Genomic DNA, 17,713 nt, shown 5'->3' on the forward strand with positions numbered 1-17,713 from the left:
CGCAGAAACAGATGAAAACATCGTAACATCAGACAAAGAACATCACGATAACCTGAGCTATCACCACTCTGATAAACATGCCGAGCGGATAAACCGTAGCATAACTGATGCTTGGCGTATCACCGTCGAGCGTCTCGTTGGCGTAAGTAAGCGCCATCGGATTCGCCATACTTCCACAGAGGATTCCGCAGATACTGCCGAAGTCATACTTCTTGGTCTTCAGGATGATGAGACCTACGATAACCACAGGCACAACCGTGATAAGGAAACCGATGCCTACCCACATCAAACCTTCCGGACGGACCACCGTCTCGAAGAACTGTCCACCTGCCGCCAGGCCCAAGCAACCGAGATAGAGGGCAAGACCCAGTTCTCGCAGCATCAGCCCCGCACTTCGCGTCATGTAAGAGATGAAATGCACACGAGGCCCCAGCGCACCAATCAGAATACCCATCACGATAGGACCACCGGCAATACCCAGACGCACAGGAGCCGTCATTCCAGGAATATCCAGAGGAATGGTTCCTACGGCAAGACCGAGAATGATTCCGAGGAAGATAGCGCCGAGGTTCGGCTCGTTCAGGGTCTTTACGGCATTACCCAGAAACTGTTCTACATGGTCGATACTCGTAGGGTCGCCAACTACCGTCAGTCGGTCGCCGTACTGCAGACGGAGGTCATCTGTAGCAAGCAGACGGATATCACCACGAAGCACTCGGCTCACATTCACGCCATAGGAATTTCGCATCTGCAGACTGCCCAGGCGCTTGCCGTTCAGTCCCGGACGGGTAACAACGATAATGCGGCTTTCTACCTTCGCATCTATCGCATTCCAGTCTACCTTATCATTATTCCACTCCTTATCCACCTTCTTTCCGAAGAGAATCTGCATCGCCGAAACCTCATCCTTATTGGTAACCACGAGTACATTATCATTCGTATGAAGAACCGTATCAGCCTGAGGAACTATCACTTGTTCGCCTCTCCACACACGGGAGATGATGAACTTGCGATGCGTCATCATCGTAATCTCTGCGATGGTATTGCCGTTCAGGGCAGGATTCACGATTACATATTGTCCGATAGACGTATGGTCGTCATCATCATTATTGCGAATCTCCAGATCTTCCGGTTTCACAAAGAGTTTGCGCAAGAGCATCATCGCCAGGATAACGCCCACAACACCCAAAGGATAAGTAACGGCACAGCCCAGAGCCGCACCTTCGCTAGGCAAGCCCAACTGCTGCAACGCCTGCTGGGCAGCACCAAGGGCAGGCGTATTGGTCGTGGCGCCACACAGGATGCCCATCATATCAGGCAGACTGATTGGCAAAATCCAGCACAAGCCGAGCGAGAACAAGGTTCCCACCAGGATGACAGCCAGACTCCAGAGATTGAGTGAAATGCCTTCGTGACGCATCGAACCGAAGAAGTTAGGACCCACATAAAGACCCAGCACATACACAAACATGGTAAGGCCGAAGCTTTCTGCAAACTCCAGCATATTCTGGTCAATAGAGAGCCCTAGATGCCCCGCTATAATACCCACGAAGAATACGAAGGCTATGCCAAGGGAGATTCCTTTGACATGAATCTTGCCGAGGGCAAGACCCAAAGTACAAATCAAAGACAGGATGACGATGCCTTGCACCGCCGAATGCACGTTGATTAAATTATCAAACCACATAATGTTTCTTTATATCTATTCTAGATAAAACTTTAAAAGTTGCTTTTTCTCGATGCAAAGGTACATTAAAATGCGAACAAAACAAAATAATTCCCATTTTTTTTTGTATTATTCTCGATTTGCAGTACCTTTGCATCCGTAAAATGTAATAAGAATGAAAGATATTTGTTGTATTGGGCACGTAACAAAGGATAAAATCGTGACCCCGAGCAGTACGGTTTACATGGCTGGCGGCACCTCTTTTTATTTTGCCTACGCCATCAACCAATTGCCAAAGGATGTAAGTTTCTCGCTCATTACGGCGATGGATCCTACCGAGAAGGAACCAGTTGAAAAAATGCTCAAGGCTGGAATAGACGTCACCTTGAACCCATCGCGCAATACGGTTTTCTTCGAGAATATTTATGGCGATAATCCTAACGACCGTAAGCAGCGAGTGCTTGCCAAGGCAGATCCTTTCACCATCCAGCAGCTGGAGCATGTAGAGGCAAAGGTTTTTCACCTGGGCAGTCTGCTGAGCGATGATTTCTCGCCAGAAGTGGTTGCCTTTCTTGCCAAGAAGGGAAAAGTTTCCATCGATGTGCAGGGATATCTGCGCGAGGTGAGAGACGAGAAAGTTTACGCTACCGACTGGAAGGACAAACTCCAGGTGCTCAAGAACACCTATTATCTGAAGGTGAATGAGACCGAAATGGAGACCATTACCGGACTGAAGGACCCGAAGGAAGCCGCCAAGCTGATTCATGCCTGGGGCGTAGCCGAGGTTATCATCACCCTGGGTAGCGAGGGTTCGCTGGTTTATGTAGATGATACGTTCTACGACATTCCAGCCTATCCTCCTCATGAAGTAGTAGATGCTACCGGATGCGGCGATACCTATTCGGCAGGCTATCTCTACAAGCGCCTGCAGGGAGCCAATCCGGTAGAAGCCGGCAAGTTTGCGGCAGCCATGTGTACCATCAAACTGGAGCACAACGGACCATTCAACCGCACCATTCAGGACGTAGAACGCATCATGAAATAAATTTTAGATAATTTATCCTATTATCTTCTTATTTTTGCCTGAATTGGTGTAACTTTGCATCCAATTATGGAACAGATTTCACCAATTCAGGCATTATTGCAGCAACGCACATTACTCCAGTTGGAGTATTATACCGAGAAAGAAGCCTTCCGCAAGCTTACCGAACAGATGGGAATGCAGCGGAAGGTGAAACGAGGTGATGCCTGGTTCCCGCTACAGGTGGGAAAGAGCTTTTATAATTCGCTGAACCAGACAGCCATAGAGGTTTTCCGAACCTCTGACCAGGATATCGAGCACAATTTTGAGTTCGGTCGCCCCGTCATGTTCTTTATGGTCAAGAAGATGGGCAAGAATGAGAACCAGGGCAACACAGTCCTCCAGCAGTCAGAAAACCCTTCAGACGCTAATCATAAAGTTCAAAATTCAAATCTCAAAGGTCAAAGTATAAAATATTTCTCCTTTACCGGAACCGTGAGTTATGTAGATGGCGACAGAATGGTGATTACCGTACCCGATTCTGCCCCTCTGCTCGAACTTCAGCAGTCAACCGATCCTATCGGCGTACAGCTATCCTTTGACGAAACCAGCTACAAACTGATGTTCGAGGCCTTGGACCGCGTGATGAAGGCGAAGAACAACCGTCTGGCTTATCTCCGCGATTTATTCTATTCCCATCAGAAGGCAGGAAGATTTTCCTTCGAACCGATGAAGTTCCCTTGGCTCAATCCTACCCAGGAAAGGGCTGTGAACGAGGTACTTTGGGCGAAGGATGTGGCCATCGTTCACGGACCTCCGGGAACTGGAAAGACAACAACCCTGGTAGAAGCCATCAACGAAACCCTGATGCGCGAGAGCCAGGTTCTGGTGTGTGCACAGAGCAACATGGCGGTAGACTGGATATCAGAAAAACTGGTGGACAGAGGCATCAACGTGCTACGTATCGGAAACCCGACCCGCGTAAACGACAAGATGCTGGGCTTCACCTACGAGCGCCGCTTTGAGAGCCATGCTGATTACCCTCAGCTTTGGGCAATCCGCAAGGCAATCAGGGAATTAAGAAAGAACAGAAAGAAGGGTAGCGGAAACTATCATCAGAAGATGGATAGGCTGAAGAGCCGTGCTGCCGAAATAGAACTCCGCATCAACGCAGAACTCTTTGGCGAGGCGCGTGTTATCGCCTGTACCCTCGTAGGCTCAGCCCATCATCTGCTGGAAGGCATGAAGTTCGGTACCCTCTTTATCGACGAGGCTGCGCAGGCTTTGGAAGCTGCCTGCTGGATTCCGATGAAGAGAGCCAGCCGGGTGATTCTGGCAGGCGACCATTGTCAGCTGCCACCTACCGTAAAGAGTATTGCGGCATTAAGAGCCGGACTGGGCAAGACCCTGATGGAGCGCATCGCCGAAAATAAGCCGGAAGTAGTAACCCTGCTGAAAATCCAATACCGCATGAACGACGAAATCATGCGATTCTCCAGCGACTGGTTCTACGGGGGCAAGGTGGAGAGTGCGCCTCAGATCAAATACCGGAGCGTATTGGATTATGACCATCCGATAACGTGGATTGATACTTCAAACGAGGAGAATCAGATAACCATAGAGGGGGAAGATGCTCCCGAGGATTCTGCATCTGCCTCATCTTCTGTATCTGCAGCCAATCAGAATTCAGATTTGAACTTCAAGGAGCAGTTTGTGGGCGAGAGTTTCGGGCGCATCAACAAGGCGGAAGCCGAGCTAACCCTGCTGACCCTGGCGGAATACTTCACCAAGCTAAGCAAACGGCGCGTTTTGGAGGAAAGAATCGATGTAGGCATCATTTCGCCTTACCGTGCCCAGGTACAATATCTCAAGAAGCTCATCAAGAAGTATGAATTCTTCAAGCCTTACCGCCGCCTGATAAGCGTGAATACGGTGGATGGTTTCCAGGGGCAGGAAAGAGACGTGATCCTCATCTCCCTGGTACGCTCCAACGACGAGGGACAGATCGGATTCCTGAAAGACCTCCGTCGCATGAACGTGGCGATGACGAGAGCCAGAATGAAGCTCATCATCCTGGGCAACAAGGACACGATGACGAAACATCCTTTCTACAAGAAACTGTGGGAGTATGTGGAGGCAATCAATAATTATGAATAAGATGGGAAAGCGGTTGTCATGAACGTAATATGCTGCCCCTCAAAAAGTAGACACAGAAAGGTGGAAAACTGATGGAAAATGATTACCTTTGCAAGCAGATAGAGTTGTGTGCCCTGTAGAGAGGGCGTAGCCCGAACGTAAGGGCACACAACTTGCCGAAGCACGGTTATCTTATCGTCAAGTATTCACCAGAAAGGAAACTTTTTATGGCAAAGCATTTAAATCCATTGGAAAAGGAGTTCTTGATTCGTAAGTTCAAGGGAAACTCCAAAGTTAAGCTCAGTGATTTCTGCAGGGCAAACAATGTCTCGGAAACTTCTTTTAAGAAGTGGCTGAAGCAATATGAAGAAGCAGGCATAGAGGGGTTGGCTCGTGCTGATGCTGAGATTGGGAACATACTTCCTGAGGGCATTGACAAAACCAAGGAGGGGTATAAGCGAGAAATCCTACGCTTGCGTATTGAGAATGAACGGCTCAAAAAAAAATATCTGGTGAGGCAGAACGAGGATGGGCAAACGGAGTATGTTCGTTTAAAAATGAAGAGTTCAAAATAGTGGACATGCTATCGCACGAGTATCCTGTCAAGGATATCTGCAAGATGATGGGAGTAAGTCGGTCGGGGTATTACAAGTGGCTTAGAAGAGAGCCTTCATCCCGTGAGATCAATCGTGAGTTCATGGTGGGTGTGGTTGAGGACATACACTCGGAACACCCTACACATGGCTACAGGTGGGTGGCAGCGTACATAAGAATCAATTTACAGTTGAGTATCAGCGACAATTTCTCTTATAAATGCTTCCAATATCTTGGTATTCAGTCACAAACGAGACACAAGATACATTACAAACCACGTAAGGTAAAGGATAAGTACCCCAACCTCATTTATTCCACGTGGGACACGGTAGACAGACCTCGACAAGTTATCGTCTCTGACATGACAGTCATCAAATACTCTTGGTTCTTCTTTGAGTTGACCATGTATTTCGATGTCTTTACGAAAGAAATCCTAACGTGGCATGTGGCTGAGAGACGTGGACATAGAGACCAGTACATTGATGGGCTAAATGATGTCATCAACCTGTTGAAGGGCACAGATGAGCCAACTGTTCTTCATACGGACCAAGGTAGCGTGTATGCTTCGCTCGCCTATAATGAGCTGATAAAGGACACCTTGATTGTGAGGTCTATGTCCAGGGCAGGAAAGCCTACAGACAACCCTGTGAACGAATCCCTCAACGGATGGATAAAAGAGGAATTGTTCATAGACTTCAAGATTGAGACATGTAATTCAAGAGAGGAGTTCGAGGAGGCCTTGGACGCATACGTGGATTATTACAATGAGAAAAGACCATGTTATGCTATCGGCTATGATACGCCAAATAATTACAGGAAGAGGTTTTATAAAGGGGAGCTTCCAAGAAAGGACACTTTTGGGAAGCGAGAGGCTAATGCAACACCGAAGTTCATCACAGAACGGAAGAAAATGGCTGGAAATGAGAAAAATAAAGAATAATGTTCACTTTTATAAAGAAAAACTTGCAAATATGGATGAGATTGTCTACTTTTGCAAATGAAAAGGAACGAAATTTGATAGATATGTGTACTTTTAAAAATATAAATAATTAATAATCATTTTTTGTGTCCACTTTGGGGAACTGCTACAATACGAGGAAAGTTCGTGTAAAAAAATGCAAGTATACGAGGAAAGTTCGTGTAAAAAAGTGTATGCATGCAATGAAAGTTCGTGTAAAAAAGTGTTGTAAACATTTGGAAGATCGTGTAAAAAAGTGTATCTTTGCAACCGACAGAGCTGTTTAAACATCATAACAGCAAGTCATTAACATCATTAACAACTTCAAAATGTATGTAAGGATGAAAAGAACGATCATAGAACAATTAAAAGCATGGAAAGAGAGCCTTTACAGAAAGCCCTTAATCTTATCAGGAGCAAGACAAGTAGGCAAGACTTATATCCTCCAGGAGTTTGGGAAACAGGAATATGACCACGTTGCCTACATCAACTGTGATGGAAACTCTGAGATTGCCAACATATTTGCAGAAGATTATGATATGAAGCGAGTCCTAATGGTTATCGGAGCCATTAGCAAACAGCCTATAATCCCTGGCAAAACGCTTATTATTCTGGATGAAATACAAGAACTTCACAAGGGACTTTCCTCGCTGAAGTATTTCTGTGAAAACGCACCAGAATACCATGTGGCTGTAGCAGGTTCACTTTTAGGCGTTGCCATGCACCAAGGAGAATCCGCCCCAGTGGGAAAGGTTGATATCATTCGACTCTACCCTATGTCTTTCGAAGAGTTTCTTATGGCAAAAGACGAAGAACAGTTGCTGAACATATTGAAAAGTAAAGACTGGAAGACCATCACATTACTTCATGATAAACTCATCAAGATATTAAGAGAATATTATTTTGTAGGGGGAATGCCTGAGGCTGTGAAAACTTATCTTGCAACTAACGATGCAACTCTCGTCAGACAGGTTCAGAACAACATTCTCACCATTTATCGTAGTGACATGTCGAAGCATGTCAGCCCAAATGAAGCCACTCGCATCAGCATGGTTTGGCAATCCATCCCTTCCCAGCTTGCTAAGGAAAACAAGAAGTTCATCTATGGAGCGGTGAGAAGCGGAGCACGAGCCAAGGATTTTGAGATGGCAATACAATGGCTGGTGGATGCAGGTCTCACCTATCGCATTTCCCGAGTAAGAGAAGTTGGAATGCCTTTGAAGTTTTACGAAGACCTCAATGCCTTCAAGCTGTTTCTCCTGGATGTCGGCCTCCTGGGTGCGCTGAGCGAGATGGAACCTGCCCAAATGCTCATCTCCAACAAAGCCATGACGGAGAGCAAGGGGGCGTTCACGGAAAACTACGTCCTTACCCAGCTATTATGTCAACAGGACATTTACACCTATTATTATAGTAGGGAAGACGCTCGCTTGGAGATAGACTTCCTTGCCCAGCACCAAGGGGTGATAACTCCGATAGAGGTAAAAGCGGAAGAGAACCTGCGTTCCAAGTCACTTCGCGCCTTCTTTGACGCCCATCCCGACTTGCGAGCCATCCGCTTCTCCATGTCGCCATACAAGGAGCAAGAGTGGATGAAGAATGTTCCATTGTACGGGGTAGAGGAGAGTTTCTAGGAACTCTTCTCACAATACTCCCTGAACTTTGCCTTAGTCATGGCAATACCAATGAGTCTATTAGATAACGCAACAATAACAACAAAATAAAAAAATATGCTACAACGAGACTACATACAGCGGTTGATTCGCGAGTTTATGGCGGCACTCGAAAGAATGCTCGAAAAGAAAGAGGTGGAGGTGAGACGTGAGAAGATTAAGGAACTCTACAATCAATACGTAGGCCCTTACGCCTTCTACAGCATCGCCACCATCGAGGATGTGATGAAGGCGATGGCAGGAATAGAGGACGAGGAGAAGCGACTCTCCAAGATGGACATGCTTGCCGAACTCTATTATCACGAGGCGGATATGGTGGGACAGCCCACAAGAGACGAACTCCTGAACAAGGCTTTCATGCTCTTCGATTATGTGGAAGCCCACGGAGATACCTTCTCCATTGAGCGCCGCAACAAAATGGCACAAATCAAACAGAAGATTGGAGATGCACTCAAATAAAGAGTGCATCCTCCTTATATTTTTAGGATAACAAAAACTAATCATAAAGTTCAATGGTCAAAACTCAAAACTCAAAGTCTACTAATGACATGACGGAGGGCTCGCCCTTGCGAGCCATCATCAAATTTGCAATTCCACTTATCTTGGGTTACATCCTTCAGCAGATGTATCTCATTATCGATGCCGCCATCGTGGGAAGATGGATTGGCGTGGGAGCTCTTGCGGCTGTTGGCGCATCCAGCTCCATCATGTTTCTCATCATGGGCTTCTGCAACGGTTCCTGTGCCGGTTTTGCCATCCCTGTCGCCCAGGCTTTCGGCGCCAGGGATTATGCCAAGATGCGGGCTTACGTAAGCAACAGCATCCGCATCGCCGTGGTGTTTGCCGTGGTCATCACCTTTCTTTCCTGCATCTTCTGCGGAAAGATTCTGCATCTGGTGAATACGCCGAAGGAGGTGTTCGATGATGCCTACATCTTCCTGATGCTGCAGTTTGCGGCGATTCCTTTTACCATAGGCTACAATCTGCTCTCCGGTCAGATCCGTGCTCTGGGCAACTCGAAACAGCCTTTCTATTTCCTCATCACAGCTTCCGTTATCAACATTATTCTAGATGGCATTCTGATTCTCGGTATGGGGTTAGGTGTAGAGGGAGCAGGTATTGCCACTTGGCTTTCACAGGGAATTTCCGTGCTGCTCTGTATCTGGTTTATCAAGAAGAAGATGCAGATTCTGATTCCGAAGGGTGAGGAAAGGAAATTCGACAACAAGAAGGTAAGCATTCTGCTGAACAACGGCGTTCCGATGGGTCTGCAGTTCTCGATTACCGCCATTGGTCTCATCATGCTGCAGAGTGCCAACAACGCTCTGGGAACGGTTTATGTGGCGGCATTCACAGCCTCTATGCGCATCAAATATCTCTTTACCTGCGTATTCGAGAACATCGGAGTGGCGATGGCTACCTATTGCGGTCAGAACCTGGGAGCCAGGAAGCTGGATAGAATCGGTCAGGGCGTAAGGGCTTCCATCAGGATGATGCTGGTTTATTTCGTCTTCACCTTCCTGCTCATCTATCCGTTTGCAGACGAGATGATGATGCTCTTCGTGGATAAGGGCGAGGCAGAAGTGGTGACTTATGCAGCCCAGTTTATGCGCATAGCCAACTATTTCTATCCTTGTCTGGGCTTGCTTACCATCCTGCGCTACAGCATCCAGGGCCTGGGTTACAGCAATCTCTCGATGATGAGTGGCGTAATGGAAATGATTGCGAGATGCGGTGTGAGTCTCTGGCTGGTGCCTGCCCTGGCATGGACGGGTGTCTGCTTCGGCGACCCTGTAGCGTGGGTCATGGCAGATCTCTTCCTCATTCCCGCCTTCCTGTGGCTTTATAAGCATCTGAAGAAGGAGCAAGTCCGATAGGGTATTTTTGACGTTTTAAAAATTTGCAGAAAAAATATTCTGCTAAGGGTTAGGAAAATGAAAAATCGATTGTAATATAGGCAAAAGAAAAGAAATAAAGTAATGCAAATAAACAAAGAAACGATAGAACAGCTCTTCCGGCAGCATTATCTGAGGATGTACCAATTGGCCAGGGTACTTCTGAAGGATGATGCAGCCAGCAAGGATGTGGTGAGCGAAGTCTTTGCCGATGTGCTCGACGGAAAGACCCAACTGGGTCTTGATAACGAGACAATAGCCAGCAATTCGCCCCTGCCTTCCACTAACGTCGGGAGCTATCTTCTGGTGTGTGTGCGCCATAAATGCCTCAACCTGTTGAGCCGACAGAAGATGAAAGACCGGGTTCATCATCTTCTGAAAGCCGATACTTCGCCTTCGATAGCTCCCCTGGAAGCGACGATTGCCGAAATAGACAAGGAGACCGAAAAGTACGAGGCAATTCAGGCTTATATGGATGCTGAACTCACGCCACAAACCCGCAAAGTACTCAATCTCCGTTTTCGGCAGAAACTGAAATATCGGGAGATTGCTACGGAATTGGGCATCAGCGAAGTGGCAGTTTATAAGCATCTGGCGCAAGGCATCAGAAAATTAAAGCAAAAGTTTAACCCTTAGCAGATTTATTATGGACAAGTTTGAAAAAATACTGGATATCATCGACCATCAGGAGAAGTATTCAGATGAGGAGATTCGTGAAATATTGCAGGATGAGGAATGCCGAAAACTCTATCAGACGATGGTGGAAGTGGATTCTGCACTTGAAAACCCCTCTCCTATTATTAATATAGATGAGGAATGGGAGAAATTCAGCCAGAAACATCAACTTCAGGAAGCAGCATCCCATCCTATTACTTCCTGGCGCAAGCTGGCAGCATCCATCGCCGGTTTCGTCTTGATTTCGGGTATTGCCTTTGCCGCAATCCATACTTACATCAAGCGCAGCCAGGAACCAACCCAGATAACCGCAGATACTCATCCGGAAGTCATAAAATCAGATTCCGCAAAGCAGGTAGCAGCAAAGGATTCCCTGACTCATCCGAAACCAGAAAAGCCAGCCATTCACAAGATTTTCGAGAATGTGGCTTTCGAGCAGATGATTTCAGAGATTGCTTCTTATTATGATTTACAAGTGAAGTTTGAGAATAACGAGGACAAAACCCTCCGCCTCTATTACGAATGGAACAGTCATTCGAGCATCGAGAACATCGTAAAAGAACTGAACCAATTCGAGAACGTAAACATCGAATTGCAGCAAAACGAGCTGATTGTAAAATAACAAATAAAAAGCAACATCATTATGAGAAGATTTTCAGCCATCATATTCCTGCTGTGCACGTTCGCCCTGGCGATGAGCGCACAGCACATCCAGCGCAACTATCACGACCGCAGCATGTCGGACGTTCTCATCGACCTCGACAAGGCTTCCAAGCGCTACAAAATCAGTTTCATCTACAACGAACTGGAGGATTTCACAGTTACCCAGAACGTGAAGACAGCCAATATTCCCGATGCCATCCGCAAGGTAATCGGCTTCTATCCAATGCAGATGACCGTGGGCGACAGCCTCATCACGGTAGAATGCATACGCAAGAGCGAGCGCAAGCTGATAGGCAGACTGATAGACAATCACAATCTTCCTGTAGAATTCGCCAACATCCAGCTGCTCAACCCGAAGGATTCCTCCTTTCTCTGTGGAGGCGTGAGCAACGCCAATGGCGATTTCGTCATCCCCTGCCAGCAGAAACAGGCCCTCATGAAGGTTTCGTTCGTGGGCTACAAGACGATTTGCAAGCTGGTACCTATTGCCCGTATCGGAAATGTAAAGATGCAGGCGAATTCATACCTGTTGAAAGGTGTGACCGTTGAAGCCGCAAGGGTTGTAGAAAAAGTAGATAGACAAATCATCTTCCCTACAAAAGAGCAGGTGAAAACGGCTTCCAATGGTTATGATCTGTTGGACAACTTGTCTTTGCCTACCATTATCGTAAATCGAGCAGAACGCAAAGTTCAGTCATTAAAGGGCGGAGATGTGCAAATACGCATCAACGATGTCAAGGCTAGCATGCAAGATGTATTGGCTTTGCAGCCGGATGAAGTTACAAAGGTGGAATTCATCAATGTTCCAGGACTCAAATATGGAGACAGCAATCTGGATGCAGTCATCAACTACCAGGTCCGCCGACGCTATGCCGGTTATGTGGGTGGAGTTTCTACGATGCAAGGCACCAAGGCAGGTTTCAATAATAGCGACGGTTATTTCAAATACAATGTGAAGAAATCGGAATTCAGCATCAACTACAGTTTCTCCTATCGCTCGGTAGAGGAACGAAGCTATGAGAGTCTCGGTACTTATCATCTGCCCACAGGAGAAACTCTACATCGCAATTATTTAGGTTATGATTCTCCGTTCCTATACACCACCAATAATGTACAGTTGGGTTATAATCTTAGTGAGCCAGACAAATATACATTGAATGTACGGTTGAATTTCTACAATCACAACAGTCCTGTGAGAGGCATGAACCAGCTTTATCAGGAAAGCGGCAAGGCAAATCAATATCTGCAAAACAACAGAAAAATGCTGGAGCAGATTCCATCTCTGGACATTTATTATTCGCTCAACATGCCCCATGACCAGAACCTGGCTCTGAACCTGGTGGGTACTTACATCGGCACAGATTACCAGTATCGTATGAGGGAATATACGTTCAACAAATCGCCGGATGAATCTGTAAAGAACGCTCCGCTGACCGATTACAGTTATGATGCAACTGGTAGAAAGCGCTCTCTTATAGGTGAAGGAACATACAGCAAGAACTGGAAACAGATGGCTTTATCGGTAGGTGGACAATATAATATCAGCCACACAGATAACATCTATGTGGGAAGCAGTAATGCTGATACAGAATTGAAGTACAGCAATCTCTATCTTTTCACCCAGCTACAGGGACAGCAGAAGTGGTTCAGTTATCAGGTGGGAGTTGGCGCAACCAGGTCTTCCATCCATCAGGGGGAGAACGGATACAGCAAATGGCTGTTTCGACCACAGGTAACTTTACAGGCAAAGGCTAGCGACCGTCTGAGTTTTAAATGGAGCAGCAAAATCACGTCAGACATCCCAAGCCTTTCCGACTTGAGCGAGTTGCGCCAATATTCCAACAGCTTTGAGGCGCGTGACGGCAATAGCGGTCTGAAGCCATTTACCGGCTACAACAATACCTTGTCGGCTTCCTGGAACATTCCGCTGATGTCTGTGTACCTGGAGGGAAACTGGACGTATTACGACAAGCCTATAGCTACTTCTATCTTGCCCGAAAAGCGGGAGGATGGCTCTTATCTCTTTGTGAGCAAACCGGAGAATCAGAAGAGTCATGATTACAAGCACCTGCTGTTGACTCCTGAAGTTCACCTCATCAAGGATCATCTGGATTTGAACCTCATGTGCGAGTATCAGAATGTCAAGACAAAGGGTTTGGATTATTCCCACGAGTTCAATTACTTCAGTTATGGAGCAGAAATTCGGTACATGACGGGCAATTGGAACATTGGCTATGGTGCCTATAAGGTGGAAAAGAGTTTTTGGGGAGAAAAGACAAACGGCGGAGAGCCAACCTCCAATCTTGCCGTAACCTACAGTTATAAGAACTGGCAGTTTGGCGTTCTCGGATTATTCGTATTCTATCCTCATGGCTGCGTGTATAAGGATGAACTTTTCAACAAGTATGTGCAGCAGAAGAACAAGGTACGCCTTGCAGACCAGGGCAACATGCTTGTCTTTGCTGCCAGCTTCAACTTCAGCCATGGCCGCAGATACCATACAGGCAGCCGTAAGCTGAACAATAGCGATAGAGATAATGGTATCAGATAGAATAGTTTTATATTTTCCTGAAATCACAAATAAGCAAAAGGCTGAACTTCCTCACCCGAAGTTCAGCCTTTTTGCATGTCATCAGTAATCCAAATACGCATTTTATCGTTTATAGACGACAAAAACACCCACATTTTATCGCCTATAGACGATGAAAACGACGACTTGTAGTTATAAAAAATAATCTTTCTAACTGGAAAAAATTTTTTTTCCAGTTAGAAAGATGAAATTCTATTATTCAGTATTCGTTATGGAAAACCTTATAGGGGTCCATCTGCTGCATTTTTTCCTTTATTTTCTGCTCTATTCCCTCTGATGGTTCCGGAATTTCGGCACTCATTTCCTTGGCTGCAGCCTCATCCTCGGCAGCACCGGCACTATCACCCAGACTTCTGCGAACCTCGCTGCGCTCGCGATACGCATCAATAGAGAAAGGATTTACCTCCATCACCTTACCGTAGGTCTGTTCAGCCTCCTCCATCTTTCCCTGCGCCTTCTCTACACGAGCCTTCAGTAACAGCACATCCTCGTTGCCCGGAATATGCTCATAGAGGAAAGTTGCATCGAGTTCTGCCTCGGAAAGCTGAGCCTGATCCAACAGGATGCTGCCACGAAGCAATCGGGCGGCATAGAAATCCTCACGCTTGCCTATCGCCTCAGTCAGCATTGACACGGCACGGGGTGCATCGCCCAGCCCTCTGCAGGCTCTGGCATAGAAGAAATACGTCTCTACATTCTCAGCATCCAGCTGCAGAGCCTTGTCGCACACATCCGTCATGGCGATATAATCCTCCATCATATACGCCACATCCGCCATACGCAGCAATACTGCTATGTTATCAGTCTGTGCCTCCGAGATTTTCTGCAACTGGGCGTAAGCCTTCTGCAAATCGCCCATAGAGATGTAAGCCTGCGAAAGATAGTCGCGGCATTCCAGATCTTCAGCATTCAGCTGCAGAGCGTGTTCCAAAGACTTGGCTGCAAGGTCAAATTGATGCATGCGGAGAGCACGAACACCTTCATATTTCACCTTGTCGAAGCCCTTTTCCTTCGTTTCTCTCACTTCTTCGGTAGTTTTTTGCCCACCAAATAGCTTTTTCAATATGTTCATAATTCAACAGTTTATTTAGGTTTTGAATTGTTTTTGTTGAAATCGTATCAAACGACAGGGCAAAAATACGAATAAAATCCCGAAAAACGCCCCTTTTTTGGAAGAAATATTTTCTTTTTTCTGATTACGAGAAGAAAAACATAAACTGAGACGGGTAGTTAGCAACACCATAAGTGTCTGCTTTTTAGTGAGTTATAAGTATTTCTCAATTCTACTAAAGGCTTCAAACGTCTCAGTCTCAGTTGTCTCAGTTGTTTTTCAAGAACCCCCTCTTCTTCTTTTATTCTTATATATATATTATATATTTATATATAATTAATTAATAATCAACAAGTTACAAAATGGAAAAAGGGAAAGAAAGAGAAAAAGGGGAAAATGATACCCCCTTATTTTTTAACTGAGACAACTGAGACTGAGACTGCTTCCAATTAATTGGAATGCCACTTTTTGTATTAACTATCTGATAATAAGCCTTCTAGAAAAAGAGGAAGCGTTCCAGTTCCAGTTGTTCCAATTATTTTTTCAGCATATCCCTTCTACCCCTATTTTTATAAATATTTATATATATTATATATATAATTAATTAATAATCAATATATTATATAACATAAAGAAGTAAAGAGAAATGACAAGCGAAAGATATGAACCCACTCAAAATTAATTGGAACAACTGGAACAATTGGAACAACCGGAACGCAGCCCCTAGAAAATCCCCTCTTCTCTAGAAGGCAAGCCCAATCCATTTGCTTTTCCACTTAAATACTCTCTTCAATTATGCATGTAACTGACAAGGATTAGATAAAAAGCAGATAAATTTCCTTTTTAAAAGGAAATAATCACCGATTTCTTTCCTTTTTAGAAGGAAAGTTTGTATCTTTGCAACCGAGTGTAGGTATCTACATATTAACAATAAAATAATCAGTAATAAAGAAGGTACACAAATGGAACTACGCAGCACATTTCAGTCAATCATTTCCTTGCACCAAGAGGAATTACCTTTTGCCTTGCAAGAGAGAAGCACCCAACTTCCGTTGGATGGAAACCGCATCGTGACAGTTACAGGCATTCGCCGTTGCGGAAAGTCATCATTATTGGGACTTACGATTAATCGCCTGCTACAACAAGGAACTCCAAAAGAGCGCATCCTCTATGTTGGCTTCGACGATGAACGTTTTCTTTCCATGTCGCCCGAAGACTTCGATGAATTGCTGCAAGCTTATCGTGAAATGTATTCTGATACATCGCTTAAGGATGTTTATATGTTTTTTGATGAGATACAACTCATAGAGGGCTGGGAGCTCTTTGTTCTCCGGGTGTATAAGAATTATTGCAAGCATATCTATATAACAGGTAGCACAGCCAAGATGCTTTCAGAAGAAATGGCTTCCGCTTTGCGAGGATGGCCTGACGAATATCGCGAGTATCCTTTGAGTTTCAAGGAATATTTGGCGTTCAAAGGCACCAAGGCAAATCCATTTAGCGAAACTGGAAAGGCAAAGTTGGCGGTCTCCTTCCGCGGTTATTGCGAGGAGGGCGGTTTTCCAGAGGTTGTTCTCGAAAAAAGCAAGATAGAAAAAGTCAAAATCCTGCAATCTTACTTCAACACCATGCTCTTCAGGGATATGGTGGAGCATTATCATATCGGAGCTTCTCCTTCGGTGGTGCGTTATTTCTTAAAGCGTGTGATGAACAATCTCACGAAGCCGACTAGCGTGAACAATATTTATAACGACTTGAAGTCGCAAGGTTTAAAGGTCTCCAAGGATTCCCTCTATCTGTGGCTCGACTATGCTTGCAATATTTTCATGTTTCGCAAAGTGGAAAAATACGATAAGTCGATGGTAAAACAGCGTTCTGCTCCTGCCAAGTATTATGTGGCTGACATTGCCCTGCGCAATGCCGTATTATTGCCTGAGAGCGAAGATGCAGGCAAGGCTTTGGAGAATATTGTTTATCTCAACTTAGAGAGAACACTTGGAGAAGAGGACGGGATTTTCTACTTCTATGAATCGAAGGAATGCGACTTCGTTGTGAAAAAGGGCGAGCGTGTAGCTGAGCTGATACAAGTCTGCTGGACATTGAATGATGATAACATAGAACGAGAGATAGGAGGCTTAATAGCTGCCTCCTCCGTTACAGGTTGCAAACAGGGTAAAATCATCACTTTCTCCCAACGGGAGACCTTCGAACGAGACGGAATAAGGATTGAGGTTATGCCGATATGGGAGATGGAATAGAAAAGCATAAAAATTCCTTAAATAAAGCAACTTTTAGAATTATTTCGAAGTATAGTTAGAAATATTTTCGTATTTTTGCAAAGTATACTTTAAAATATTTCTGTATGGACAAGCAAATTATTAGAAATATCATCATAGACTGTAGATAAATGCAGAGGATAACGCATAAGAGAATCAGAATTTCCTGGCTGCTGCTATTGGTTTACCTGCCGATGCTGCTGGCCGTTACGTTTCACCACCATGGTGAAGCGCAGGGAACTCATACTGATTTCTATTGTGCCGATTGTGCCCATCATGTTCATCACGACAGCCATCTGACTGCCCTGCAGAATACCATGCACGACTGTGTGCTTTGCCAATTGCAAAGCACTCCTTATCTGGCTCCATCCCTCGTGGTTTGGGTTGCCATCGCCGTGCTCCATCTCTCCCCTCGCCGTGCCTTCTGCTCTCCTTGCTTGTGCAGGGCGAAGGGGGTAAAATCTACCCGTGCTCCACCTTATTCTCTATTTTTATAAATAATTGAATATTAACAG

General features: G+C 45.5%; 14 protein-coding genes. 12 read left to right on the forward strand and 2 right to left on the reverse strand.

Translation table 11 applies throughout. From position 1 onward, the window contains the following. Window positions 1-28: 28 nt before the first annotated feature. Entirely contained in the window at window positions 29-1,687 is a 1,659-nt protein-coding gene (locus FO447_RS11400) for a putative transporter (RefSeq protein WP_117691816.1), read from the reverse strand. Window positions 1,688-1,841: 154 nt separating this feature from the next. On the opposite strand from FO447_RS11400, the gene FO447_RS11405 reads away from it, so the two are divergent. From FO447_RS11405 to FO447_RS11450, 10 genes are all read left to right on the forward strand, one after another. After that, a complete protein-coding gene (locus tag FO447_RS11405) occupies window positions 1,842-2,711 on the forward strand; it encodes a PfkB family carbohydrate kinase (RefSeq protein WP_117691814.1) in 870 nt (289 codons plus the stop codon). Window positions 2,712-2,777: 66 nt separating this feature from the next. Then, window positions 2,778-4,844 (forward strand): AAA domain-containing protein, encoded by a 2,067-nt coding sequence (locus tag FO447_RS11410; protein WP_200756424.1) that lies wholly within the window; start codon window positions 2,778-2,780, stop codon window positions 4,842-4,844. A gap of 206 nt (window positions 4,845-5,050) precedes the next feature. Further along, window positions 5,051-5,398, forward strand: coding sequence for a helix-turn-helix domain-containing protein (locus FO447_RS11415; RefSeq protein ID WP_117695123.1), 348 nt, complete (start codon window positions 5,051-5,053; stop codon window positions 5,396-5,398). A gap of 5 nt (window positions 5,399-5,403) precedes the next feature. After that, complete coding sequence (locus tag FO447_RS11420; protein WP_118417203.1) at window positions 5,404-6,357, forward strand: IS3 family transposase; 954 nt, start codon at window positions 5,404-5,406, stop codon at window positions 6,355-6,357. Between the two features lie 359 nt (window positions 6,358-6,716). Continuing rightward, window positions 6,717-8,009, forward strand: a complete 1,293-nt coding sequence (locus FO447_RS11425) for an ATP-binding protein (protein ID WP_118140951.1) — start codon at window positions 6,717-6,719, stop codon at window positions 8,007-8,009. Window positions 8,010-8,105: 96 nt separating this feature from the next. Further along, window positions 8,106-8,507 (forward strand): hypothetical protein, encoded by a 402-nt coding sequence (locus FO447_RS11430; RefSeq protein WP_118190210.1) that lies wholly within the window; start codon window positions 8,106-8,108, stop codon window positions 8,505-8,507. A 53-nt stretch (window positions 8,508-8,560) separates the two neighbouring features. Continuing rightward, window positions 8,561-9,925, forward strand: a complete 1,365-nt coding sequence (locus tag FO447_RS11435) for an MATE family efflux transporter (RefSeq protein ID WP_234698996.1) — start codon at window positions 8,561-8,563, stop codon at window positions 9,923-9,925. A 102-nt stretch (window positions 9,926-10,027) separates the two neighbouring features. Further along, window positions 10,028-10,579, forward strand: coding sequence for a sigma-70 family RNA polymerase sigma factor (locus tag FO447_RS11440; protein ID WP_200756426.1), 552 nt, complete (start codon window positions 10,028-10,030; stop codon window positions 10,577-10,579). A gap of 10 nt (window positions 10,580-10,589) precedes the next feature. Then, entirely contained in the window at window positions 10,590-11,240 is a 651-nt protein-coding gene (locus FO447_RS11445) for a DUF4974 domain-containing protein (protein WP_200756427.1), read from the forward strand. A gap of 21 nt (window positions 11,241-11,261) precedes the next feature. Beyond that, window positions 11,262-13,832, forward strand: a complete 2,571-nt coding sequence (locus FO447_RS11450; protein ID WP_200756429.1) for a TonB-dependent receptor — start codon at window positions 11,262-11,264, stop codon at window positions 13,830-13,832. A gap of 238 nt (window positions 13,833-14,070) precedes the next feature. Here FO447_RS11450 and FO447_RS11455 read toward each other — a convergent pair whose 3' ends face one another. After that, a complete protein-coding gene (locus FO447_RS11455; protein WP_118065202.1) occupies window positions 14,071-14,943 on the reverse strand; it encodes a tetratricopeptide repeat protein in 873 nt (290 codons plus the stop codon). 941 nt (window positions 14,944-15,884) lie between these two features. Between FO447_RS11455 and FO447_RS11460 the strand changes: the two genes are divergently transcribed. Both FO447_RS11460 and FO447_RS11465 read left to right on the forward strand, forming a co-directional pair. Further along, the gene (locus tag FO447_RS11460; RefSeq protein WP_118066715.1) at window positions 15,885-17,180 is read left to right on the forward strand and encodes an ATP-binding protein; all 1,296 of its coding nucleotides are present in this window, start codon (window positions 15,885-15,887) and stop codon (window positions 17,178-17,180) included. A 149-nt stretch (window positions 17,181-17,329) separates the two neighbouring features. Beyond that, window positions 17,330-17,695: a hypothetical protein gene (locus FO447_RS11465; RefSeq protein WP_200756431.1), complete on the forward strand. Its 366-nt coding sequence runs from the start codon at window positions 17,330-17,332 to the stop codon at window positions 17,693-17,695. The last annotated feature ends 18 nt before the right edge of the window (window positions 17,696-17,713 follow it).

Source organism: Segatella copri (genome assembly GCF_015074785.1).
Classification (GTDB): Bacteria; Bacteroidota; Bacteroidia; order Bacteroidales; family Bacteroidaceae; genus Prevotella.